Source organism: Streptomyces stoeckheimensis, from assembly GCF_045822005.1.
In the GTDB taxonomy this organism is placed as follows: domain Bacteria; phylum Actinomycetota; class Actinomycetes; order Streptomycetales; family Streptomycetaceae; genus Streptomyces; species Streptomyces stoeckheimensis.
In genome coordinates this window covers 4,473,808-4,497,007 of record NZ_CP169550.1, presented here as the reverse complement: position 1 = coordinate 4,497,007, position 23,200 = coordinate 4,473,808, and the positions used below count along the sequence as shown (strand labels likewise).

Here is a 23,200-nt window from a genome sequence, read left to right as displayed (position 1 = left end):
TGGAAGCGCGATCGTGCGCAAATTCAAGACCGATAAAAGCTGGGCAATTCGCGGACGCGGCGGTCTCCGGCCGGGTTGTTGTGGCCGGGGGGTAAACGTGGAGGGGAAACGCAGTATCCTGGTCGAATGCGTATCGGAGAGCTGGCGCGGAGTACCGGAGTTTCGGTAGCGACGGTCAAGTACTACGCCCGTGAAGGGCTGTTGCCGTCCGGCGAGCGGACGAGCCCCAACCAGGTGAGCTACTCCGACGCGCACGCGCACCGGCTCAGGCTGATCCGGGCGATGCTCGAGGTCGGCGGTCTGTCGATCGCCGCCGTCCGCGAGGTGCTCGCCGAGGTCGACTCGCCCGACCGCACGGTCCACGGCATGCTCGGCGTCGCCCAGTCCGCGGTCACCCGCGCCGTGGCCGAGCCGAATCCGGAGGGCGACTGGGCGGGTGCCGAACGCGCCGTCGAGGAGCTGGTGCGGCGCCAGGGGTGGGTGGTCAAGCCCGAGAATCCCGGCTGGAAGGCGCTGGTCCAGATCGTCGTGACCTACAGCGACCTGGGCCGGGGCGACCTGCTGTCCCTGCTCGACGAGTACGCGGCCGTGGCCGGACGCCTGGCCGGCGCCGAGCTGGCCGCCCTCGCCCGGGTGCCCAGCGTGGACGGCAAGGTGGAGGGCGTCGTCCTCGGCACCCTCCTCGGCGACGCGGCCATGTCGGCCCTGCGCCGCATCGCGCAGGAGGACGCGTCCGGACGTGTGTCCGCCCCGGTGGAGGATCAGGCGCTGTAGGCGAGCGCGGGTGCGGGGGCGGGTGCCACCAGGGCCAGGTGGTGCACGTGGGCGGGCGGTACGTTCCACAGCACGGTCTCGGTGCGGAACCGGTGGCGCCGCAGCGTGCGTTCCAGTACCGCCTGGGTTCCCAGCGTGCGTTCGCGCGTCTCGCCCGAGGTGAGGGCCCGGCGCAGGGGTGGCACTCCGGCGTACGCGAAGAAGGACAGCGTGCCGCCCGGGTTCAGCGAGGCCAGTAGCTGCCCGAGGATCTCCTCCACGACCGGGGCCTCGAAGTTCGCGAAGGGCAGGCCGCACACGATCGTGTCGTACGAGCCGAGTTCGTGGTCCTGGACCAGGCCCGGCAGCAGGCCTATGCGCGAGTCGTCCCGGTAGGTGTGCCGCAGCAGGTCGGTGAACCGCGGGTTGGGCTCGATCAGTTCGAGGGTGTCGAGGGGTCCCAGTGCCGGCTGGATGTACCGGGTCACGGCGCCCGTGCCGGGGCCGACTTCGAGCACGGCGCGCGGCCTGCCCGGGCTGGGGATCACGTAGCGGGTGAGGGCCCGGGCCAGTAAGGGACTGCTGGGAGCGATGGCTCCCGTGTCCCGCCGGGTCCGGGCGAACTCCTTGAGGAACAGCATCACGTCGGTCATGTGCGCCCGCCTAGGCTGGTGATAGGTGATAGTGAATCTATCGATACCTTAGGTTACAGTTCTTGTGGAGGCGCGTTCGTCCGCTGCCGAACCGACGCTAATGACCCGCCGACCTGGGGTCATCACTCACCAATGACCCGGCGCATGCCTCGAAAGAGGTAGTGCCGGCCGCCCCGGAACCCTTCGAGGCCGGGGTCGAACGGATGGAGGGAAGGCCGTGGACATCAACGCGATCGTGACCTGGGTCGACGTCACCTCCGGCCTGGCGGGGAACCTGTCGGGCGCCGCCTGCTGGGGGTACGCGATCCTGGCGCTCACGACGCTGCCGCCGCTGCTGCCGAACAACGTGCTGCTGGTCACCAGCGGTGTGCTGGCGGCGCGCGGGGAGATGTCGATCGTCCTCGTGGTGCTGTCGGTGGCCGGCAGCGCGCTCCTCGGCGACCTGCTGATACACCGCTGCGGCCGGTTCCTCGGGGACCGGGCCCGGCTGGGCGCCCTGGCGCGCGGGCGGCGCGGCGAGCTCTTCGAGTGGATGTCCGGGCAGGTGCGCCGGCGCGGCATTCCCTTCGTCGTCGGTGTGCGCTTCCTGCCGAGCGGGCGGTTGCTGGGCGGGCTCTCGGCGGGTGCCGCCGGGTACCCCCTCGGCAGGTTCGCCTCCGGGGCCGCGCTCGCGGAGCTGATATGGACCGCGTACTCCGTGGGGGTGGGCTACTTCGGCGGCGCGATCAGCGACGACCCGGTCCACTCGGTCGCCCTGGGGCTCGGGCTGTCGCTGGTGGTGGGAGTCGTCGCCTCGCTCGCGCAGCGCCGCACCGGTCGGCGTACCGGTCGGCGCACCACCCGGCTCGCCCTTTCCGTGCCGGGCGCGGCCGGGAATGTGTCGAAAGAGGTATAGCGAACAATCCGAATGTGCATTCCGCGTAATTACCGGCTCTGAAAGAGTCGTGAACCGAACCTGCGCGGGGTCGGACGTATCAAGCAAGCCTCAGCAAATGCGATACCAGCCAGGGAGAGAAAATTGTTTGCCGCCATCGGAGCATTCACCGCGCGGCGTCGCAAATGGGTCGTGATCGCGGCGGTCGTCTTCACGCTGTTCGCCGGCGTGTGGGGTACCGGCGTCTTCGGCTCGTTCACCGGCGGTGCCGGATTCGACGACCCGGCCAGTGAGTCGGTCGAGGCCGACAAGGTTCTCGAAGGCCCGCTGGGGCGCGAGTCCAACGACGTGATCGTCCTCTACGAGTCCAAGGTCGCCGGCCAGAGCGCCGCCGAGTTCGGCGGCGCCGTCCGGTCGGCGCTCGACGGCGTCCCGCGCGAGGGCATCGCCCGCCTGAGCTCCTTCTGGGAGCCCGGCGCCCAGGGCGCCGACGCCTACGTGTCGCGGGACGGCACCCGCATGTACGCGACCGTGCAGTTCGCCGGCGACAACGACCAGGAACAGGTCGAGGCGCTGACGAAGATCAAGTCGGAGTTCGAGGCCGACGGGGTCACCGCCCGCTTCGGCGGCGTGGCCGCGATGACGGAGCAGGTCAACGCCCTGACCGGCTCGGACATCGCCCGGGCCGAGATGCTCTCGATCCCGATCCTGCTCGTCCTGCTGGTGCTGATCTTCCGCAGCGCGGTCGCCGCGCTGCTGCCGCTGGCCGTCGGCACCTTCGTGGCACTCGGATCCTTCGTGGTGCTGCGCGTGCTGACGATGTTCACCGAGATCTCCAGCACCGTCATCAACGTCATCACGATCCTGGGCCTCGGCCTGGCCATCGACTACGCCCTCTTCCTGGTCAACCGGTTCCGCGAGGAACTGCACGCCGGCGCCGACGTGGACACCGCGGTCCGGCGTGCGACGGCCACGGCCGGGCGCACGGTCGCCTTCTCCGGGCTCGCCGTGGCCATCTCCTTCGCGGGCCTGGCCCTCTTCCCCTCGCGGTTCCTGTCCTCCATGGGCTACGCGGCCGTCGCCGTGGTCTCCTTCGCGGTCGTCGGCTCGCTGACGCTGCTCCCGGCCCTGCTGCGCTACACGGGACACCGCATCGACAAGTGGCGGATCCCGCTGCCGGGCAGCCGGGGCGGCGCGGCGAAGCCGCTGACGCAGGGCCGCTGGTACCGCACCGCGCACGCGGTCATGCGCAAGCCGCTGCTGTCCTCGCTGGCGATCGTCGCCGTCCTGGTCGGCCTCGGTGCACCGCTGCTCGGCGTCAACTGGGCCCGGCCGGGCGAGTGGGTGCTGCCGTCGAACGGGGACGCGAAGGTCGTCAGCAAGACGCTGGCCGCCGACTTCGACACCAACCCCGGCCGGACCATGACCTCGGTCGTCCGCTTCGACGGCCCGGCCGACCGCAGCGCCGTGGAGGCGTACGCGGACCGGCTGGAGGGGGTGGCGGGCGTGACGTCCGCGACGCCCACGGCCTTCGCGGGCAACGACGCCCGGGTGACGCTGCGGTACGCGCCCGACCCGATGTCCCGCGCGGCCGTGGACCTGGTGCACGGGGTCCGGGACACCGCGGCGCCGCAGGGCGCCAAGACACTGGTGACCGGAATGCCGGCCTCCCGCGTGGACATCGTCGACATGATCGGCGGACGGCTTCCGTGGATGGCCCTGTTCGTGGCCGTCGTGTCCTTCCTGGTGCTCTTCCTGGCCTTCGGCTCGCTGCTGCTCCCGCTGAAGTCCGTGATCCTGAACCTGCTGTCGCTCCTGGCCACCTTCGGCGCCATCAAGTGGATCTTCCAGGACGGGCACCTCTCCGGGCTGCTCGGCTTCGAACCCATCGGCGCCGTGGACGCCAACTTCCCCGTGCTCGTCGTGGCGATCGCCTTCGGTCTGGCCATGGACTACGAGGTCTTCCTGCTCTCCCGGGTCCGCGAGGAATGGGAGACCAGTGGCGACCCGGTCGAGTCGATGGCCATCGGGCTCCAGCGCACCGCGAAGATCATCACCAGTGCCGCGCTGCTGCTCGTCGTCGTGGTCGGCGGGTTCATGACCTCGTCCATCCTGTTCATGAAGATGATCGGGGTCGGTCTGGTGATCGCGGTGGTCATCGACGCGACCGTGGTCCGGGGCCTGCTCGTGCCCGCCACCATGGCCCTGATGGGCAAGTGGGCGTGGTGGGCACCGGCGCCGCTGGCCCGCTGGTGGTCCCGCCACGGCTTCCGGGAGTCCGCCGCCGAGGAGCGTACGGGCCCTGCGCCGGAGGTCGGCGCGGCCCGCGCCGGCGACACCGCCCACGCCGCCGAGGCCGGGCGATGACCAGGGCCCGGCCCGCCGGAGCGTCCGCATCCGGGCGCCCCGCGACTGCGAAGGGTTCCGAGGAGCCGGAGGCGGCCATAGCCGCCGGCGCCCTCGGCCCGACGCCACGAACCGCCTCGGAGGGGACGGTCCCCCGACTTCCCTCCGAGGCTGCCCACGGGGCCGCGACCGGGCCGGCTTCCACCGGCCCGGCGATCCCGCAGGCAGCGCCGCGCCCCGTCTCCGGACCTCCCCCGTTCCGGGCCCGGGGCGTGGCGCTCGTCCTGACCGGGGGCGAGGGGGCCGAGCGGGCGGATCGGGCGGAGTACGACCCGGCCGAGCACGAGCGGGCCGAGGACGACTGGGGCGAGGACGAGCGGGAGCGGGCCCGGGCGGAGGCCGAGCGGGCCGAGCGGGCCCGGGCCGAGACCGACCGTGTGCAGCACGCCGGGGCCGTCGCCGCCTGTGTCACCGCCGTCCTGGCGGCCCTGTTCGGCGACTGGGGGAGCTGGTCGGCGCCCCTGGGGGACGGCCTGCCCGGGTTTCCGCTGCCCTGGGGGGTGACCGCGGGCCCGCCCGTGCTCCTGGTTTCGCTGGCCGGCGTCTTCGTCGGCTGGGCCGGCGCCCCCTCCTTCGCCCGGACCTGGGCGCACACCGCGGCCGGACTCGCCGCCGCCACCGGCCTCCTGGCACTGCTGCGGGGCGGCTGGGGGCCGGACGCCGGCTGGGCCGCGCTCTCGGAGGCCGCGCACGCGGGGCTCTTCGGCGTGCTGGCGGGGTGGGTTCCCGCCCTGGCCGCCCTCGCCGTCACCCGGCGGCGTGCCCGCCGGAGCACCGGACTGGCGCCCTACGTGTGGACCACCGGACTCGCCGCCCTGGCCCCGCTGCTCTTCCTGGGGCTCGGGGTCCTGGGGGCCTCGTCCGACCCGCCCGACGGGTGCTCGGCGGCCGAATGCATCACGGCCCGCGCCGGACTCCTCTTCACCGGCGAGGTCAGCCTGCGCATCGCGCTTCCCGCCTGGGCGGCGTCGGTCGCGGTGCTCGCCCTGGCCCGCCGGCGTGCCCGGATCAGGAACCTGCGCACCGGGTGGCAGGTCCTGCTGGCCCTGGCCGGCGGAGGGCTCGCCGTACTCCTCGCACCCGGGCTGATCTTCGGAGCCGAACTGTGAACCGCCCCAGCAGACTTGGCGAAGGGGCCCCGGCCCCTTCCTCCTACGACCGCCGTGGATTCCTCGCGCTCGCCGGGGCGGGCGCCCTCGCGGGGATCGGCTGGACCGGCATGTCCACCGCCGCGGGCGAAGCGCCCCGTCCGGACGCCCGCCACGCCTACATCGGCGGCTTCACGATCGGCGAGTACGGACTGCCCGGCCTTCCCGGCATCGGGATCGCCGCCGTGCGCGCCGACGGCCGGCTCGACGTCAGGAGGTGGCAGCGGGGGATCGAGAACCCCTCCTTCCTCACGCTCTCGCCCGACGGGGCCCGGCTCTACGCCGTCAGCCAGCTCCCGGACGGAGCCACCGGAGCCGTCCACGCCTACCGGATCGACGGGGACCGGCTCCACCCCCTCGGGAGCCCCCGCTCCAGCGCGGGTGCGGCGCCGGTGCACCTCGCGGTCCATCCCGAAGGCCGCTTCCTGCTCACGGCCAACTACGACTCGGGGCACATCGCCGTCCTGCCCGTGGCGGCCGACGGATCGCTGGGCGAGGCCGTGACCGTCGTACGCCACGACGGCCGCGGCCCGCACCCCGAGGAGCAGCGGGGCCCGCACCCGCACATGATCGCCTTCGATCCCGCGGGCCGCCGGGTGCTGGTGCCCGACAAGGGCGACGACCACGTCCACGTCTACGACTTCGACTCCGCCACCGGCGGGCTGCGCCCGGCCGGCAGGGTCCGGCTCGGCAGCGGCATCGGCCCGCGGCACCTGGTCTTCCACCCGCGGGGGGACCTGGCCTACGTGACCAACGAACTCGGGCACACCGTCACCGTGCTGTCCTACGACGCCGGCACCGGAGAGCTCCGCCCGGTCTCCCACGCGTCCGTCGCGCCGCCCGGCATCAACCCCCGCAACGCCCCCTCCGCCGTGCACCTCACGCGCGACGGCGGGCTCCTGATCACGGCCGACCGGGGGCTCGACACCGTCGAGTCCTTCCGGGTGGGCAACGCGGGCCGCAGCCTCGCGCTCATCGAGTCCCAGCCCGTCAGCGCCAAGGCGCCGGGCACCTGCTGGCCGCGGGACGTGGCCCTCGACGCCTCCGACCGGTACGTGTACACGGCCAACCAGGCCGGGCAGTCGGTCAGTGCCTTCCGCCTCGACCCGGCCACCGGCCGGCTCACCCCGGCCGCGCCGCCGCTTTCCGTACCCAGCCCCAGCTGCGTCCTGCTGCGGTAGCGGCGCGGCCGGGCAGAGACAGGAGGGCGGCCCCCGGAACTTCCCGGGGGCCGCCCTCCTACTTCTGTTTGCCGGCGCCGGCGCCGGCAGCCGTCGGGGTCGTCAGGGCCGCCACTGCGCGACGGTGACCGTCGCGTCCGCGCTCGCGGACGCCACCGAAGCGGCGTACCCCTCGGGGGAGCGGATGCTGCGGACGTACCAGTCCCGGGCCGAGCCCGGTACGAGCGCGGCGCGCCACGGCCCGAAGGCGTGGCCGGTGTAGCGGGGCGGGTCGGCCTCCAGGCCGGTGCCCGCGGCCTTCACCAGCGCCTCGGCCCGCGTCCACTGCTCGAAGCCGTGGGTGGTGCGCACGCCCTGGACGCACGGGATGCGGCTCCAGTCCATGTGCGGCCGCACCCGCTCGATGTCCACTCCGACCGGGACGTCCGGGCTGTCGCCGATCGCGACGACCGCGTACGCCGCCGAATGGGACAGGCTGACCGACAGGGTGGTCCCGTCCGGTCCGTAGGGCACGGGCCGGCCGTGCTCCGGGCTCTCGCAGCGGGCGCAGGACCGGCGGAAGGCCACCTCGGCCGGGTGGATGCCCAGTTCCCGGCCGAGCAGGCTCCGGTAGACGTGGTGGACGGCCAGGTAGCGCAGCCGGTCGGTCGCGCGGCCGAAGCGGTCCAGTCGCTGCCGCTCCCGGGAGTCCATCACCGCGTACGCCTCCTCGTACGGCGCCCAGGCCGCCGCGTCAGCGGTCGGGACGGTCCAGATCCGGATGCTCACGCGGCCGCTCCACCGGCCAGGATGTGGTGCTGGAGCCGGCGCAGGTCGTCGGAGGGCTCCAGGCCCAACTCCTCGGCCAGTACGTTCCGTACGTGGTGGAAGGCGCGCAGGGCGTCGCCCCGCCGCCCGCTCCGGTACAGGGCGTCTATGAGGCGGGCGTGCAGCCATTCGTTCAGCGGATCCACCGCGACCAGCCGGAGCAGTTCCGGCACGACTTCGCCGTGGCGCCCCAGGATCATGATGACCTCGATCCACAACTGCTGGGCCCGCGAGCGCAGTTCCTCGATGCGGGCGCCGTGCCCCGTCAGCACGCGGCCCCGGCTCACATCGGCCAGTGCGCGGCCCCGCCAGAGGCCGAGCGCGGTGTCCAGTCGCTCCAGCGCGGCTTCGGCGTTGCCGGCGCGCAGGTCGGTGCGGGCCTGTCCGTAGAGCTGGGTGAACTGCTCCAGGTCCAGCCGGCCGGGGGCCAGGCACAGCGAGTACCCCGTGCCCTCGGTGGTGATGACGCGGCGGACGTCGGTGTCGCCCAGTTCCCGTCCCAGCTCCTGGCGCAGGTGGTAGACGTGCGTACGGACCGTGCTGACCGCGGTGGGCGGGGGCGATCCGTCCCACAGCTCCTCCACGAGCGTGTCCACCTCGACGATGTCCCCCGCGCGGACGGCCAGCAGGGCGAGCAGCTTGCGGACCTTGGGGCCGCGCGGGCGGTGCGCCGAGGCGCCGTTGACCGCCTCCAGCGGGCCGAGGATGCGGATGCCGAACCCGTCGTGGCGCATCGCGGCATCGGTGTCGGTGCCGGAAGCGGCACCGGGTCGCGCGCCCGGGCGGCCGGATGCCCAGGGATGGATCTGACTGTGCCTCACTGTGATTCCCCCGTTGTGGTTCAGCCGGTGGGTGTCGTTCAGCCGATGGGCTGGGCGAAAGCGGCGAGATGCGCCGCGTACTGCGTGACCATGAACATCCGGTAGGGCAGCCTGCGCCGGGAGCGCGAGTCGTCCGACCGCCCGGTGAGCGCCGCGGCCGCCAGCGCCAGCGCCCCGCCCAGCAGGACGAAGGCGGGGACCAGCAGCTGCGGTGCGTCCAGGACGAGGGCGCAGACCAGCAGTCCCGCCGCGACCGTCACGGCGCTCACCGAGACGACGGCGGCCGTCCTCGCGTACCCCCACAGGACCGTCCAGTTGCGCCGGCCGTGCCGGGCGTCGCCCGCGGCGTCGGAGAAGTCCTTCGTGACGGCCCCGACCAGCCCCATCCACAGGCACATCGCGGTGCAGAACGCGATCAGCGACGGCGAGACGGGGCTCCCGGAACACACGATGCCGGCGGTGTAGGTGAGGGCGCCGCTGCCGATCACGGTGGCCATGGTGCCGGGGGTGCTGGTCTTGAGGGCGATGCCGGGAGCGGAGTAGACGAAGCCGAGGAGCAGCATGCACGCGGTCGCCGTGAGCATCGCGGGGCCGATCCACGCACCGCCGGCCAGCGCCACGGCGGCCATCACGTGCGCGGTCCGACGGGCGTCGGCGGGTGACAGCGCGCCGCGGCCGATGGGGCGGGTGGAGCCGTTGGCCCGGTCCTCGTCGACGTCCGTCACCCCGTTGAAGAGGTAGACGGACGTCGCGGCCATCAGCCAGACGCCGGCCCCGCCGAACAGGGCGGGGGGCAGCGCCAGATAGGACGTGGCACCGGCCGTGGCGGCCAGCAGGAAGCGCATCAGGAAAATGGCCTGCACCGCTGCCCGGGATTCCTGGAAGCAGAGCAACAGGATCCGGACCCATTTGAGGGGTGAGGCCGACGGTGATAACGGTCTTGTGGAACGCTCAATTCCATCGGAAATTATGGGCGTCTTTGTCGACATGGCTCGAATATATTCGAATGCCCCAACCCGGGTCAGACCCGCTGGGGGTAACCCCGATACTCTCAAAGAGGCATACGGACGGGCCTGTTGTGCAGTCTTTTGGTCCTATCCCCTTCCGGCACCCGGGCGGTCTTCCGGCCCGGGCCTTCTGATCAGCCGCGCATCAATTGCCTTGTTCGCCGCGTCGATGCGTGATATCGCGCCGAGTTTCTCGAATACGTTGCGCAGGTGCCGCTTCACGGTGCCCTCGGTGATGCGCAACCGGACGGCGATCTGCCGGTTGCTCAGGGCGGCGGCGACGTACGTGAGCACCTCCCGCTCCCGAGGCGAGAGGGTCTGGTGCGAGGTGCTGAATCCGACGGTGGGAACGCCGCTGCTCGGCAGGGCGATCGTGACGTGCGGGTCGCGGGAGGCGGTGTTCCGCAGCGCCGCGAGCAGCGATTCGCGCGGGACGCTCTTGTGCAGATAGCCGCGGGCTCCGTGGGCGAGCAGTTCCTGTACCAGCTGCGCGTCGCTGTGCATGGTCAGGATCAGTACGTGCAATTGGGGAAAGCGGGTGGTCAGGGCGCGCACGACGGTGGGCGCGTGGTGACCCGGCATTTCCACGTCGAGGAGGACCACGTGGGGTCTGGTGCGTTCCACGAGGTCGGCCAGTCCCTCGGAGGTGTCCGTATCGGCGACGACGGTGAGGTCGTCCTCCGATTCGATCAGCTCGCACAGGGCCCGGCGCAGCAGTGAGTGATCGTCGACGGCGATGATGCGGAGCGGTTCGGCGGCCGGGCGCGGCTCAGTTGGCGTGTGCATGGCTCTCCGTGTCGAAGGGGATGGCCAGGGCGATCGCCGTCCCTTGCCCCGGAGCGCTGTCGATGGTGAGTCGGCCGCCCAGCAGTTTGGTGCGTTCGGTCAGGGACGACAGCCCGTTTCCCCGCCGGTGGGCGTGTGGGTCGAAGCCCGTGCCGTCGTCCCGTACCGATGCGTCGACCCGGCCCGCCTCGACGCGGACCTCCATGTCGATCCGCGCCGAACGGGCGTGGGTGAAGGCGTTGCGCAGGCATTCGCGGAGCATCAGGTAGAGGTCTTCGGTGAGTTCGTCCGGCAGCAGGTCGCCCGGATCGGTCACGTGGATGTCGACCTGTACGTCGTCCATGGCCATGGCGGAGACGAAGGCCGAGAGCGAGACGTAGAGGGACTGGGTGGCTTCCGCCCGGGTCCGCAGGTCCGTCACGATGTCCCGCGTGGTGTAGAGCGTCTCCAGGATGGCCTGCTTCAGGGCTTCGAGCCTGGGGTCCGTTCCCGACGGGTGCCGGGTGAGCTCGTAGAGCTCCAGCTGGCGCAGGGCGAGGCTGGCGGAGCTGCCGATGCGGTCGTGGATCTCGCGGGCCATGCCGTCACGGCCGTGCCGGGTGGCATCGCGTACGACGTCGAGCAGGAAGAGGTCGTGCCCGGTGGAGCCGGCTTCGAGCCGTTGGGTGATCGATGACTGCAGTACCGGCAGCATCTTCATCAGACAGCGCTGGTCCTCGGGGTGGGGCGAGGCGATCCGGATGAGGTGGCTCGTGGCGACCTGGAAGAGCAGGGCCCCGGCGCGCACCGAATGGATGGGTGCGATTCCCTGCGAGATGCGGGCGCCGCTGAGCCTTCGGGTTTTCGCGATGAGATGGGTGTCGAGTGGTTCCTCGGCTCCGTCTTCCATCGCGCGGAGGCATTCGGCGAGAATGTGCTGGGCTTGTTCTCTGCAGGTGGCCCATGCTTCCGGATTCGAGCCTAATGGATTGTGATGCTCGATCAGGGTGTTTCGGTATTCTTCGAGAAGTTCTGGCTGCTGGTGCCGGAATAACTTTGCTAATCCCACCTCTTCTTTTGTGTTGTTTGGTGTATCGATCCCGTGTCCGTCTGGGTTGTACCGCAAGATCCCCCGCCCTTGCTGTAGCCCGAAGTCGCCTATCCCCTTGCGGTCGTTCTGTTCGGAAGGAGTGGGCTCCGTTGATCACCAAACAGCATGCACGTCAACCGTAGGGGCGTCAACCTTAAGGTACTTACTGGACGGTAGTTGCGGTTACGGACATTCGGACGGTTCTTGGGAGGAAGCGTGCTCGTGGATAAGGCGGCGTAGTGCGGAGAATGCGACGTCCCCGAGAACGGTTCCCGTCACCATGTGCGCGGCCGCGCTCTCCGGATCGGGCTGTTCGTGCAGGAGACGGACCTCGGCGGCCACCACCGGTTCCAAGGCGTCCGCATAAGTGTCCAGGAGGCGCAGCAGGTCGTCGTGTCCGAGCCACTCCACCGCGACGAGAGTCTGCGTCAAGGTGTGCCACGCCGGATTCTCCGGACTCACCCGCCAGTTCCGTGCCAGGGCCAGTGCCTGAACACGCTCCCGGGCCCGGTCCCAATTCTGGTCCTGCGCCTCCGAACCGGCCGAGGGCAGGGCGTACTGGATGGTGCCGCACAGTTCGCCGATCGGCGGCGGCGACATGTCTATCTTCTGCACGACGCGGCGGGCGGAGGAATACGAAAGACCGCCGACGTCCAGCAGCGTTCTTACCAATACGGCCCTACGGACATGGGACTCGTCGTACGCGGGAAGAGCGGGGAGCAGTCCCATGCGTACGTACAGCTGAAGGACGTGGAGGGGGATGCGGATCTCGGCGCTCAGTTCCCGTAGCTGCACGCCTCTTCCACCCGCCGATCTTCACTGCCGCCGGTTTCCCCGCGTGATCCATTCCGTTCGGTCATGGCAGGACCTTAGGTAGGAGAGACGGGGCTCACAAGGCGGAGCGGCCCGACGGCGACGGTGCTGCCTCGAAAGATGTAGGGGGGTGCTCCCCTTCGGAGGCAGGCCGCCTGTAGCGGAGAAGCAGCGGGACTGCGCCGGGAGACTTTCGTTGCGGGGGGCGCGACGAAAGAGGGCAGCCCGGTGGTGGCGCGGTGTCTAGGGTCGGGCGGGTGGATGTGACGGCGAGGGTGCGTGCGGGATGGGACTGGGTGAAGGGGCCCGAGCCCTGGACCCGGCGGATGCTGGCGGGGGATCTGGCGCTGGCCGGGGTGCTCGTGCTGATCGGGCTGGGGGTCGAGGACATCGACAACGGCTCCGCCGCGCGGATGCTGGCCAGTGCCGTGGCCGTGGTGGTGCTGACCCTGCTCCGGCGGCGGCTGCCGGTGTCCACGCTGGTGGCCGGCTCGGTGGTGGGCGTCTACCTGCCCGGGGCCTTCCTCGTGGCGATCCCCCTCGGCTGGTCGGCGGGACGGCGCATCGTCGGCGTCGGACGGGCGCTCGGCGCCTTCACCGGGGCCTTCGCCCTGGCCGTCGTCCTCAGCGTGGTCAAGGAGTGGTCGCAGGGCCGCGCGGTGCTGATCGTCGTCTTCAGCGCACTGATGTTCCTGGCCATGGTGGTCATGCCCGGCCTGGCCAGCCGCTACTGGTCCCAGCGCCATACGCTGCTGCGCGCCCTCCAGGAGCGCAACGCCCAGCTGCTGCGCGAGAGGGCGATGGTCGCGGGCCAGGCCCGGCTGCGCGAACGCCAGCGCATCGCCCAGGACATGCACGACAGCCTCGGCCACCAGCTCGCGCTGATCTCGGTGCACACCGGCGCCCTGGAGGTCGATCCGGTCCTCACCGACCGGCAGCGCGAGGCGGTGGGCGTCCTGCGCCAGGCCTCGGTCGCGGCCATGCACGAGCTGCGCGAGGTCGTCGGCATCCTGCGGGACGGGGTGGAGGCGCCGCTGCCGGTCGAAGAGGCGCAGCCCGCCGCACGCGGGGTGGCGGGCATCGCCGGGATCGTGGAGTCGGCACGGAGCGCGGGGACGGACGTACGGCTCACCACCGCGGGGCAGCCCAGGCCGTTGGTCGCGGCGTGCGACCACGCGGCGTACCGGATCGCGCAGGAGGCGCTGACCAACGCCTACAAGCACGCGCCGGGCGCGCCCATCACGGTGGAACTGCGGTACGAGGACGACTCCCTGGTGGTGGAGATCGCCAACGGACCGGCGGCCGGCCCGGGCGCCGGTGAGGTGGTGTCCGGCGGGCAGGGGCTGACCGGACTGCGCGAACGGGCCCGGCTGGTCGGCGGCATGGTCTACGCGGGGACCGCGGAGGGCGGCGGGTTCCGGGTGGCCGGGGTGCTCCCGTACGGGACCGAGCCGGCCGGGGCCGAGGAGGCGGGACCGGGCGCGGTCGCCGACGACTTCGGACAGCAGGTGCAGGCCAGGACACTGAGCGGAAACGCCGGGCCGGTGGACTGGGACGCGGTCGACCGGAAGCTGCTGAACGGAAGTCGCGTCGGGGGCGTGACGCTGGGCTGCGGGATCGCGGTCGCGGCCGTGGTGGTGCTGCTGATCGTGATCGGGGCCGCGGTGGCGCTGCTGGTGGGCTCGGTGAGCGACGCGACGATCGGCCGGGCCGAGTACGACGAGATCCAGGTGGGCGAGCCGGAGAGCGCGGTACGGTCGCGGCTGCCCAGCGGCGACACCATCCTGACCGACGGACTCGACCGGAAGGGGCCGCCGATTCCGCGGGGTGCCAGCTGTCTGGCCCTGCTCGCGGAGGGCGGCGGCGACTGGGACAGCGACAGCGTTTTCCGGTTCTGCTTCAAGGACGGCAAGCTCGTCGAGAAGCAGGCGTACGAGGCCAAGCAGTAGGAGCAGGGGTGACAGCCAAGGTGATCCGCGTGGTGATCGCTGATGACGAACCGCTGATCCGGGCCGGGATCAGGATGATCCTGACCTCGGCGGCGGACATCGAGGTCGTCGCCGAGGCGGCGAACGGCCGGGAGGCGGTGGAACTGGCCCGGGCGCACGGCCCGGACGTGGTGCTGCTCGACATCCAGATGCCGGTGATGGACGGGCTGACGGCACTGGGCGAGCTCGGGCGGGCGGCACCCGAGGTGCGGGCGCTGATCCTGACCACCTTCGGGGAGAAGGAGAACGTGCTGCGGGCGCTGAGCGGAGGCGGAGCGGGGTTCCTGCTGAAGGACTCGGCGCCCGGCGAACTCATCGGCGCCGTACGGGCGGCCGCGGCGGGGGACGCGTACCTGTCCCCGGCGGCGACCCGGCACGTGGTGGACCAGATCGCGTCGGGCCGGACGGCAGGCCGTGACGAGCAGGCGCGGCGCCGGGTGGCCGAACTGAGCGAGCGCGAGCGCGGGGTGCTGGCGCTGCTGGGGGAGGGGCTGTCGAACGCGGACGCGGGGCGGCGGCTGCACATGAGCGAGGCCACGGTGAAGACGTACGTGAGCCGGATCCTGGCGAAACTGGAATGCGAGAACCGGGTGCAGGCGGCCCTGCTGGCCAGGGACGCCGGGCTGTAGGTACGGTCGGGCCGAAATCCGATGGCGATCAGGGGGCGGGGCGCATGACGGCGGTAGCGCAGCAGCACGGCGTGGGACCGGAGTCGACGGTGTCGACGGTGTCGACGGTACGGATCCCGATGGTCGAGGGGTTCGCTCAGCGGTACTCCGCCGGGTCGGCGGCGCGCGACGCGGGTGCGTGGGCCGGTTCCGCCGCCGGTTCGCCCGCCGGTTCGCCCGCCGTCTCGCCCCGGGAGGCGGGCAAGGCGCTGCGCACGAAGGTGCCCCGGTCGGCGCACGCGCGGTTCGAGGCTCCGGGCGACCGCCCGGACGCGGTGCGCGCGGTGGAGGAGTCCAACGTCGGGCGGGTCGCCGAACTCGCGCCGATACGGGTCGGCCGGATGGCCGCCAACCCCTTCGCGTTCCTGCGCGGGGCGGCCGGGCTGATGGCCCACGACCTCTCCGGCGGTCCCGTCACCGGGATAGGCGCGCAGATATGCGGGGACGCCCACGCGGCCAACTTCGGCCTGTACGGGGACGCGCGCGGCCGGCTGGTCATCGACCTCAACGACTTCGACGAGACCGTCTTCGGTCCGTGGGAGTGGGACCTCAAGCGGCTGGCCACCTCGCTGGTCCTGGCGGGCCGGGTGGCCGGCGCGGACGAGGAGACCTGCCGGGCGGCCGCGCACGACGCGGCGGGCGCCTACCGGCGCACGATGCGCCTGCTGGCCAAACTGCCGGCCCTCGACGCGTGGAACGCCATCGCGGACGAGGAACTGGTCTCGCACACCGATGCCCGTGACCTGCTGGGCACCCTGGAACGCGTCTCGGAGAAGGCCCGCAACAACACCTCCGCCCGGTTCGCCGCCAAGTCCACCGAGCGCACCCCCGACGGGGGCCGCGCCTTCGTGGACGCGCTGCCCGTGCTGCGCCGGGTCGGGGACGGGGAGGCGGCGGCCGTGGCGGCCGCGCTGGGCCCGTACCTGGAGACCCTGCAGGGAGACCGGCTGCCGCTGCTGGCCCGGTACGCGATCCACGACGTGGCCTTCCGGGTGGTGGGCACGGGCAGCGTCGGCACACGCTCGTACGTGGTGCTGCTGCTGGACCACCGGGGTGAGGCGCTGGTCCTCCAGGTGAAGGAGGCCAGGCCCTCCGCGCTGCTGCCGCACCTGCCCGGGCTGGGCTTCGTCTCTCCGCCGGAGGAGCACGAGGGCCGCCGGGTGGTGGCCGGGCAGAAGCGGATGCAGGTGGTCTCCGACATCCTGCTGGGCTGGACGACGGTGGAGGGGCGGCCCTTCCAGGTCCGCCAGTTCCGCAACCGCAAGGGCAGCGTGGACCCGGCGGCGCTGGCCGCCGAACAGTTCGACGACTACGGGCGGATGACCGGAGCCCTGCTGGCGCGGGCGCACGCGCACAGCGCGGATCCGCGGCTGCTGGCCGGGTACTGCGGCAAGAGCGACGAGCTGGACGAGGCCGTGGCCGGCTTCGCCGTGGCCTACGCCGACCGGAGCGAGGCCGACCACGCGGTGCTGGTGGCGGCGGTGCGGTCCGGCCGGATCGCGGCGGAGTCCGGGGTCTGAGACCGGGGTCTGAGACCGGGGTCTGAGTCAGGGGCGAGCAGTCGGGATGTTTCACGTGAAACCGGTGGATGTTTCACGTGAAACACCCGGGTCCCAGGGCCTTAGGCTGGCCGGGTGAGCGAGCAGACTGTTCCCGAAGCGTCCGAGCCCGGCTCCGGTCCTGGCCGTGGCCCTGGCCCCGCTGCCGACGAACGGCCCGAGGCGCGCTTGGAGCGCGCGGTGCGGGCCGCCGAGCAGGCACTGATCGAGTTCGAGATCGCGGTGGAGACCTTCCGGGTGGAGGTCGAGAACTTCTCCCGCCTGCACCACCAGAAGCTCGGCCCCATGTACTCGCGGCTCGACGAGCTGGACGCGCTGATCGCCGAGGCGAAGGCGCAGCGCACCGGGGACCCGGAGGACCTGCGCCGTGCGCGCGAGGCCCGCTCTCTGGTGATGCCGATGCCCGGGGTGGACGAGCTCTTCCACGACTGGCTGGACTCGGACGGGATGTCCGACGACGCCTCCGCCATGCTCACGGACCGCGCGGTGCGGCCGCCGGAGCGGGTGCGCCCCTCGGAGGAGGTACGCCGCCTCTACCGCGAGCTGGTCCGTCAGGCGCATCCCGACCTGGCCCAGGACGAGGTCGAGCGCGAGCGGCGCGACGAGTTCATCGCGCGGGTCAACGCGGCCTACGGGCGCGGCGAGGAGCAGGTGCTGCGCGAGCTGGCACAGGAGTGGGCGCAGGGCCCGGCGCCGGCCGAGCAGCGGCTGAGCGAGAGCGAGGAGCTGTACGAGCGCCTGGAGTGGCTCTCGCGCCGCAAGGAGCTGCTGTCGGTGGTGGCCCGGGACCTTGAGGAGAGCGCGATCGGCTCGATGCTGCGGATGGCCCCGGAGGACCCGGACCGGCTGCTGGAGGAGATCGCCGAGCAGCTGCTCGGCGACGTGGAGAAGCGCGAGGCGGAGCTGGCGGCCCTCACCGCCGAGTGAGCCGCCGGGCCGCGGCCCGGCCTCGGCCCGGCCTCGGTCGGCCGAGGCTGGGGCCGGGTCGGATAGGTTGGCTCAGCTATCCGTGACGAGAGAAGGCGACAGACATGAACTCCGGACCGCTTCCCTCGGTGGCCGCCTCCGCGCTGCCTTCCGAAGCCTTTGTCCTCGACGTTCGCGAGAACGACGAATGGGCGGCCGGCCATGCCGAGGGCGCGCTGCACATCCCGATGAGCGAGTTCGTCGCGCGCATCGGTGAGCTGACCGAGAAGATCGAGGACGAGCGCCCGGTCTACGTGATGTGCCGGGTCGGCGGACGCTCCGCCCAGGTGGCCCAGTACCTGCGGGGCCAGGACATCGACGCCGTGAACGTGGCCGGCGGCATGCAGGACTGGGAGGCCGCGGGCCGCCCGGTCGTCACCGACGCGGGCACCCCGGGCTTCGTCGTCTGAGACGGCGGCCCCGTGAGGGGCCGGGCGGTCCTAGGCCGTCTCTTTCGGATCTTGCCGGGCCCGCGACGCCTGGCACCGCGCCTGGCCGCACTGCCAGGGCAACCGAGTACGTCCAGTACGCGCGTGCCCCGACAGCACGGCCAGGCACGGCACCAGACGCCGCGGGCTCGGCCGACAAGATCCGAAAGAGACGCCCTAGGCGAGGGGGTGGGCGGCCAGCAGGTCGCCCAGTGCCTCCTCGTGGGCCGCGGCCGGGCCGAGCTGGAGTTCCAGCTGCTTGGCCCAGGCGTGGTAGCGGTGCAGCGGGTAGTCGGTGTCGGCGCCGAAGCCGCCGTGCAGGTGCTGTGCGGTCTGCACGACGCGGCGTACGCCCTCGGAGGCCCAGATCTTGGCCACGGCCACGTCACCGGCGCTCGGCAGCGGTCCGCCCGCTCCGCCCGTGGAGGCGTCGAGCCGCCAGGCGGCCTGCCAGAGGGTGACCTCCATGGCGCGCAGGTCGATGTAGCGGTCGGCGGCCTGGACGGCGACGGCCTGGAAAGTGGCCACCGGGAAGCCGAACTGCTCGCGCTTGCTCGTGTACTGGCTGGTCATGGTGAGCACGTTCTCGCCGAGTCCCAGCGCGAGCGCACAGGTCCCCGTGGCCAGGAGCTGGCGCAGGTGGTCCCAGGCGCCGGGCGCTTCGATCAGGTGCGAGGCCGGGACCCGTACGCCGTCGAGGGTGAGCTCGGCGAGCCGCTCCCCGCTGGTGGAGTACTGCTCCGCGAGGGACAGGCCCTCGGCGACCCGGGGGACGAACGCGAGGACCGCCTCGCCCTCCCCGGTGTGGGCCGGTACGGCGATCCAGTCGGCGCTGTGCGCCCAGGCGACGGCCGTCTGGAGGCCCTCCAGGACCCAGGTGTCCCCTTCTTGTCGTTCTTGTCGTTCCCGCCGTGCGGTGACGGACAGCTCGGCCGGGTCGTGGCCGCTCCGGCCGTGCGCGGCGACGGTGAGGACGAGGCTGCCCCGCCCGGCGCCGGGCAGCAGGGCGCCGGCCAGTTCGGGGCTGCCGTGGGCCTGGACGGCCATGGCGGTGGCGCAGTGCTCCAGGAGCGGCACCCGGGCCAGTACCCGCGCCGACTCGCGCAGGACCAGGCACAGGGCGATGGCGTCGAGTCCGGAGCCGCCGTGCTCCTCGGAGAGGACCAGGCTCAGCAGGTCGGAGTCGGCGAGCTTCGCCCACAGCTCGCGGTCGAACTCCTCGGCCACCGCCCTCGGGGTGAGTGCGGGGCTGGGCACGCCGTCGGGGGCCACGTCCGCGAACACGGCCTTGGCCGCCTCGACGGCGGCCTGCTGCTCCTCGGTGAAGGTGAAGTCCACTGCCTGTCCTCCCGCGTACCCGAATCGTGCTTTCCTGACGGTGCGTCAAGATAGAACACGTTCCTGAAAAAGCACAGCCTGGAAATGTGACAGGGGGGCGGCAGCGGGAGGGTACGCAGGCTCAGCGGTCGAAGTCGATCTCCACTTCCTCCGACACCGGGTGCGACTGGCAGGCCAGCACGAACCCGGCCTCCGTCTCCGTCTCCTCCAGCGCGAAGTTGCGGTCCATCCGCACCTCGCCCGATACGACGAACGCCCGGCAGGTGCCGCACACCCCGCCCTTGCAGGCGTACGGGGCGTCCGCGCGGGCCCGGAGCACCGCGTCGAGCAGGGATTCGCCGTCGCGCACCGGCCAGGTGCCCGAGCGGCCGTCGAGCCGCGCCGTGACCCGGCCGCGGGTGGCGTCGGTCGAAGCGGTGCGCGCGGGCGGGGCCGTGTCCTCCACGTGGAAGACCTCCTCGTGGACCCGGGTCCGCAGGACGCCGAGCGCGGCCAGCGCCCGCTCCGCTCCCGTCACCAGACCGTACGGCCCGCAGAGGAACCAGCCCGTCACCTCCGCGACCGGCAGCAGCGCGGGCAGCAGCTCCGTCAGCCGCTCCTCGCCGAGGCGCCCCGAGGGCAGCCCGGCCTCCTGCTCCTCCCGGGACAGCACGGTGACGAGCTGGAACCGGTCGGGATAGCGGTCCTTGAGGTCGGCGACCTCCTCCAGGAACATCGTCGAAGCCGCGCTGCGGTCGCTGCGCACGAGGCAGAACCGGGCGTCGGGGCGGGCGGCGAGGAGGGTGGCGGCGATCGACAGCACCGGGGTGATGCCGCTGCCGCCGACGATCGCGGCGTAGTGCGCGGCGGGCGGCGCCGCCGCGGGGTCCAGGACGAAGCGGCCGGCCGGGACCATCACGTCCAGGACGTCCCCGGCGGCGATCTTCTTGTGGGCGAAGGAGGAGAACTCCCCGCCCTCCACCAGCCGCACCCCGACCCGCAGCGCGGCGGGGCCGGGCCCGTCCGCGGCCGGGGCGGGGGAGCAGATCGAGTAGGTGCGCCGGACCTCCGCGGTGCCCGCCGTGCCGGAGCCGCCGCGGCGCAGGGTGAGGTGCTGGCCGGGCGCGTGCCGGTACTCGGCGCGCAGCTCCGGCGGGACGGCCAGGGTCAGGGCCACGGAGTCCTCGGTGAGCCGGTCGACCGCCGTCACCGTCAAGGTGTGGAACGCGCCGTGGCGCGCGGGGCGCGCCGACGCGGAGGCCTCCGGGCCGACGGGCGCCACCGGCGTGGGCGACGGCGGTGACACGGCCATTTACAGCTCCTTGAAGTGGTCGAACGGTTCACGGCAGGCGATGCAGCGGCGCAACGCCTTGCACGCGGTGGAGGAGAACCGGCTGAGCAGCTCGGTGTCCGTCGATCCGCAGTTCGGGCAGCGGACGGACAGGGTGAGCGGCACCGGTCCGCCGGCGGCGTGCGGCCGCGGCGGGGCGATGCCGAACTCCGCCAGTTTGCGGCGGCCTTCGGCGCTGATGTCGTCGGTGGACCAGGCGGGGGCCAGCACGGTCCGTACCCGGACCTCCGGTATGCCGTGGTCGGTCAGGACCCGCTCGATGTCGGCGGACATGGCCTCGATGGCCGGGCAGCCGGTGTAGGTGGGGGTCAGGGTGACCTCCACGTGGCCGTCCTCGTGCATCCGCACCCCGCGCATCACGCCGAGCTCGGCGAGGGTGAGCACGGGCAGTTCGGGGTCGGGGACGGAGCCGGCCAGCTCGGCCAGCTCCACCTCCAGCCGGGTCTGCTCGGTGCGGGCGCCGACGGCGGCGCCCGCACCGGCGCCGGTCACCACGATGCCCCCGGGTGGCTGCGGTGCAGGTGCTGCATCTCCGCGAGCAGCCGCCCGAACGACTCGGTGTGCAGCCCCTGCCGGCCGGCTCCGGCCGCCCAGGCGCCGTGCCGCGGCCCCTGGGGCAGCTCCAGTCCGGCCCGCTCCAGCACGCCGCCCAGCGCGGCCAGCCAACGGCCTTCCAGGGCGGCCCAGTCGATCTCGTCGAGCCCGTCCACCGGCCGGAACATCTCCCCGGTGTACTTCCACAGCCCGTCCAGACCGGCGCGCATCCGGCGCCGGCTCTCCTCGGTGCCGTCGCCGAGCCGCAGCGTCCACTGCTCGGCGTGGTCGCGGTGGTAGGCGGTCTCCTTGACCGCCTTGGCGGCGAGCGGCGCGAACGGGCCGTCGCCGCGCGCGAGTTCGCCGTAGAGCTCGTGCTGGTAGAGCGAGAAGTAGAGCTGGCGCGCGATGGTGTGGGCGAAGTCGCCGTTCGGCTGCTCGACCAGCTGGAGGTTGCGGAAGGACCGCTCCTCGCGGAGGTAGGCCAGCTCGTCCTCGTCGCCGGCCGTCGACAGCAGGACGCGGGCCTGGCCGAGCAGGTCGAGGGCGATGTTCGCCAGGGCGACCTCCTCCTCGAGGACGGGCGCGTGGCCCGCCCATTCGGCGAGGCGGTGCGAAAGGATCAGCGCGTCGTCGCCGAGGGCCAGCGCCGCCGCCTCGGCGGGCGTACCCGCTCCGGTGGCCGTACCCGCTCCGGTGCTCGTCTCGGTGCTCGTCACAGGTGCTGCACCCCCTCGGGGATCTCGTAGAAGGTGGGGTGCCGGTACGGCTTGTCGGCGGACGGGGCGAAGAACGGGTCCCGCTCGTCCGGGGAGGAGGCGGTGATCTCCGTGGAGGGCACCACCCAGATGGAGATGCCCTCGCCGCGCCGGGTGTAGAGATCGCGGGCGTTGCGCAGGGCCATCTCCGCGTCGGGGGCGTGCAGGCTGCCCGCGTGCGTGTGCGAGAGGCCGCGCCGCGAGCGGACGAACACCTCCCACAGGGGCCAGTTCTGCGTCATACCCGTGCCTCGCTTCCGATTTCTGCCGCGGCGGCCGTGGCCGCCGCCTGCTTCTCCGCATACGCCGCGGCCGCGTCGCGCACCCAGGCGCCTTCCTCGTGCGCCGTGCGGCGCTGGCCGATCCGTTCCTCGTTGCACGGGCCGTTGCCCTTGAGGACCTCCCAGAACTCCGCCCAGTCGATGGCTCCGAAGTCGTGGTGCCCGCGCTCCTCGTTCCACTTCAGGTCCGGGTCGGGCAGGGTCAGCCCCAGCGACTCGGCCTGCGGAACGGCGATGTCCACGAAGCGCTGGCGCAGGTCGTCATTGGTGTGGCGCTTGATCCGCCAGGCCATCGACTGCGCGGAGTGCCCCGACTCGGCGTCCGGCGGGCCGAACATCATCAGCGAGGGCCACCACCAGCGGTTCACGGCGTCCTGCGCCATCGCGTGCTGGGCCTCGGTGCCCCGGGAGAGGGCGAGGAGCAGCTCGTACCCCTGGCGCTGGTGGAAGGACTCCTCCTTGCAGATCCGGACCATGGCCCGCGCGTACGGCCCGTAGGAGCAGCGGCAGATCGGGACCTGGTTGGTGATCGCCGCGCCGTCCACGAGCCAGCCGATCGCGCCGACGTCGGCCCAGGTCAGCGTGGGGTAGTTGAAGATCGAGGAGTACTTCTGCTTCCCGGCGTGGAGCTTGTCGAGGAGCTCGTCGCGGCTCGTGCCCAGGGTCTCGGCGGCGCTGTACAGGTACAGGCCGTGGCCGGCCTCGTCCTGGACCTTCGCCATCAGGATCGCCTTGCGGCGCAGCGAGGGCGCGCGGGTGATCCAGTTCGCCTCGGGCTGCATGCCGATGATCTCGGAGTGGGCGTGCTGGGCCATCTGACGGACCAGGGTGGCGCGGTACTCGTCGGGCATCCAGTCGCGCGGCTCCACCGCTCGTCGGCCGCCACGGCCGCGTCGAAGGCCGCCGCGAGCTGCGCGCCGAGGTCGGCGGTCACGCCGATCCCCGCGTCCTGCACGGCGTCCTGCTTCGCGTCCCGCCCCCCGGTCCCCGATGTCACTGCCGGGGTCACTGCCACCATCACGGCCCCCTGTC

The 23,200-nt window shown here is 72.3% G+C and carries 22 protein-coding genes and 1 pseudogene; 10 read left to right on the top strand and 13 right to left on the bottom strand.

All coding sequences use genetic code 11. The features are described from left to right. Positions 1 to 126 precede the first annotated feature (126 nt). Positions 127 to 774 carry a MerR family transcriptional regulator gene (locus ACE1OC_RS20345; RefSeq protein WP_407838207.1) on the top strand — a complete coding sequence of 216 codons (648 nt, stop codon included), beginning with the start codon at positions 127 to 129 and terminating at the stop codon, positions 772 to 774. Here the strand turns inward: ACE1OC_RS20345 and ACE1OC_RS20340 are convergent. Beyond that, complete coding sequence (locus ACE1OC_RS20340) at positions 762 to 1,406, bottom strand: class I SAM-dependent methyltransferase (protein WP_407838206.1); 645 nt, start codon at positions 1,404 to 1,406, stop codon at positions 762 to 764. The genes ACE1OC_RS20345 and ACE1OC_RS20340 overlap by 13 nt on opposite strands. Positions 1,407 to 1,623: 217 nt before the next feature. Between ACE1OC_RS20340 and ACE1OC_RS20335 the strand changes: the two genes are divergently transcribed. From ACE1OC_RS20335 to ACE1OC_RS20320, 4 genes are all read left to right on the top strand, one after another. Then, positions 1,624 to 2,301 (top strand): DedA family protein, encoded by a 678-nt coding sequence (locus ACE1OC_RS20335; RefSeq protein WP_407838205.1) that lies wholly within the window; start codon positions 1,624 to 1,626, stop codon positions 2,299 to 2,301. A 123-nt stretch (positions 2,302 to 2,424) separates the two neighbouring features. Then, entirely contained in the window at positions 2,425 to 4,647 is a 2,223-nt protein-coding gene (locus ACE1OC_RS20330; RefSeq protein ID WP_407838204.1) for an MMPL family transporter, read from the top strand. Next, positions 4,644 to 5,795 carry a hypothetical protein gene (locus tag ACE1OC_RS20325; protein ID WP_407838203.1) on the top strand — a complete coding sequence of 384 codons (1,152 nt, stop codon included), beginning with the start codon at positions 4,644 to 4,646 and terminating at the stop codon, positions 5,793 to 5,795. The genes ACE1OC_RS20330 and ACE1OC_RS20325 overlap by 4 nt, the downstream gene beginning before the upstream one ends. Next, positions 5,792 to 7,015 (top strand): lactonase family protein, encoded by a 1,224-nt coding sequence (locus ACE1OC_RS20320; RefSeq protein WP_407838202.1) that lies wholly within the window; start codon positions 5,792 to 5,794, stop codon positions 7,013 to 7,015. Before ACE1OC_RS20325 ends, ACE1OC_RS20320 begins: the two co-directional genes overlap by 4 nt. A 102-nt stretch (positions 7,016 to 7,117) precedes the next feature. Here ACE1OC_RS20320 and ACE1OC_RS20315 read toward each other — a convergent pair whose 3' ends face one another. The 6 genes from ACE1OC_RS20315 to ACE1OC_RS20290 form a co-directional block, all read right to left on the bottom strand. Continuing rightward, on the bottom strand, positions 7,118 to 7,783 hold the full coding sequence (locus ACE1OC_RS20315; RefSeq protein WP_407838201.1) for a 4'-phosphopantetheinyl transferase family protein: 666 nt from the start codon (positions 7,781 to 7,783) through the stop codon (positions 7,118 to 7,120). Beyond that, positions 7,780 to 8,556, bottom strand: coding sequence for an AfsR/SARP family transcriptional regulator (locus ACE1OC_RS20310; protein ID WP_274548560.1), 777 nt, complete (start codon positions 8,554 to 8,556; stop codon positions 7,780 to 7,782). The genes ACE1OC_RS20315 and ACE1OC_RS20310 overlap by 4 nt, the downstream gene beginning before the upstream one ends. Before the next feature lie 125 nt (positions 8,557 to 8,681). Next, positions 8,682 to 9,506, bottom strand: a complete 825-nt coding sequence (locus tag ACE1OC_RS20305) for a UbiA family prenyltransferase (protein ID WP_407838200.1) — start codon at positions 9,504 to 9,506, stop codon at positions 8,682 to 8,684. Positions 9,507 to 9,737: 231 nt separating this feature from the next. Beyond that, positions 9,738 to 10,436: a response regulator gene (locus ACE1OC_RS20300; protein WP_389694412.1), complete on the bottom strand. Its 699-nt coding sequence runs from the start codon at positions 10,434 to 10,436 to the stop codon at positions 9,738 to 9,740. Continuing rightward, positions 10,420 to 11,325 (bottom strand): sensor histidine kinase, encoded by a 906-nt coding sequence (locus ACE1OC_RS20295; RefSeq protein ID WP_407838199.1) that lies wholly within the window; start codon positions 11,323 to 11,325, stop codon positions 10,420 to 10,422. The genes ACE1OC_RS20300 and ACE1OC_RS20295 overlap by 17 nt, the downstream gene beginning before the upstream one ends. 363 nt (positions 11,326 to 11,688) lie before the next feature. After that, the gene (locus tag ACE1OC_RS20290; RefSeq protein WP_407838198.1) at positions 11,689 to 12,300 is read right to left on the bottom strand and encodes a MerR family transcriptional regulator; all 612 of its coding nucleotides are present in this window, start codon (positions 12,298 to 12,300) and stop codon (positions 11,689 to 11,691) included. A 344-nt stretch (positions 12,301 to 12,644) separates the two neighbouring features. Between ACE1OC_RS20290 and ACE1OC_RS20285 the strand changes: the two genes are divergently transcribed. From ACE1OC_RS20285 to ACE1OC_RS20265, 5 genes are all read left to right on the top strand, one after another. Continuing rightward, positions 12,645 to 14,267 carry a sensor histidine kinase gene (locus tag ACE1OC_RS20285; protein ID WP_407841625.1) on the top strand — a complete coding sequence of 541 codons (1,623 nt, stop codon included), beginning with the start codon at positions 12,645 to 12,647 and terminating at the stop codon, positions 14,265 to 14,267. Positions 14,268 to 14,287: 20 nt separating this feature from the next. After that, positions 14,288 to 14,935, top strand: a complete 648-nt coding sequence (locus tag ACE1OC_RS20280) for a response regulator (protein WP_382977861.1) — start codon at positions 14,288 to 14,290, stop codon at positions 14,933 to 14,935. Between the two features lie 119 nt (positions 14,936 to 15,054). Further along, the gene (locus ACE1OC_RS20275) at positions 15,055 to 16,494 is read left to right on the top strand and encodes a DUF2252 domain-containing protein (protein ID WP_407841624.1); all 1,440 of its coding nucleotides are present in this window, start codon (positions 15,055 to 15,057) and stop codon (positions 16,492 to 16,494) included. A gap of 114 nt (positions 16,495 to 16,608) precedes the next feature. After that, a complete protein-coding gene (locus tag ACE1OC_RS20270; protein WP_407838197.1) occupies positions 16,609 to 17,460 on the top strand; it encodes a J domain-containing protein in 852 nt (283 codons plus the stop codon). A 104-nt stretch (positions 17,461 to 17,564) separates the two neighbouring features. After that, positions 17,565 to 17,909, top strand: coding sequence for a rhodanese-like domain-containing protein (locus ACE1OC_RS20265; RefSeq protein ID WP_250738739.1), 345 nt, complete (start codon positions 17,565 to 17,567; stop codon positions 17,907 to 17,909). 195 nt (positions 17,910 to 18,104) lie between these two features. Here the strand turns inward: ACE1OC_RS20265 and ACE1OC_RS20260 are convergent, their stop codons facing one another. From ACE1OC_RS20260 to paaA, 6 genes and pseudogenes are all read right to left on the bottom strand, one after another. Then, positions 18,105 to 19,265: an acyl-CoA dehydrogenase family protein gene (locus ACE1OC_RS20260; protein WP_407838196.1), complete on the bottom strand. Its 1,161-nt coding sequence runs from the start codon at positions 19,263 to 19,265 to the stop codon at positions 18,105 to 18,107. A 121-nt stretch (positions 19,266 to 19,386) separates the two neighbouring features. Further along, on the bottom strand, positions 19,387 to 20,556 hold the full coding sequence (locus ACE1OC_RS20255) for a 2Fe-2S iron-sulfur cluster-binding protein (RefSeq protein WP_407838195.1): 1,170 nt from the start codon (positions 20,554 to 20,556) through the stop codon (positions 19,387 to 19,389). After that, a complete protein-coding gene (paaD, locus tag ACE1OC_RS20250; protein ID WP_407841623.1) occupies positions 20,557 to 21,087 on the bottom strand; it encodes a 1,2-phenylacetyl-CoA epoxidase subunit PaaD in 531 nt (176 codons plus the stop codon). Beyond that, the gene (gene paaC / locus ACE1OC_RS20245) at positions 21,084 to 21,848 is read right to left on the bottom strand and encodes a 1,2-phenylacetyl-CoA epoxidase subunit PaaC (RefSeq protein WP_407838194.1); all 765 of its coding nucleotides are present in this window, start codon (positions 21,846 to 21,848) and stop codon (positions 21,084 to 21,086) included. Before paaC ends, paaD begins: the two co-directional genes overlap by 4 nt. Further along, positions 21,845 to 22,129, bottom strand: a complete 285-nt coding sequence (paaB, locus tag ACE1OC_RS20240) for a 1,2-phenylacetyl-CoA epoxidase subunit PaaB (RefSeq protein WP_243331024.1) — start codon at positions 22,127 to 22,129, stop codon at positions 21,845 to 21,847. Before paaB ends, paaC begins: the two co-directional genes overlap by 4 nt. Next, positions 22,126 to 23,186, bottom strand: a pseudogene (gene paaA / locus ACE1OC_RS20235) (1,2-phenylacetyl-CoA epoxidase subunit PaaA). Before paaA ends, paaB begins: the two are co-directional and overlap by 4 nt. Positions 23,187 to 23,200 lie beyond the last annotated feature (14 nt).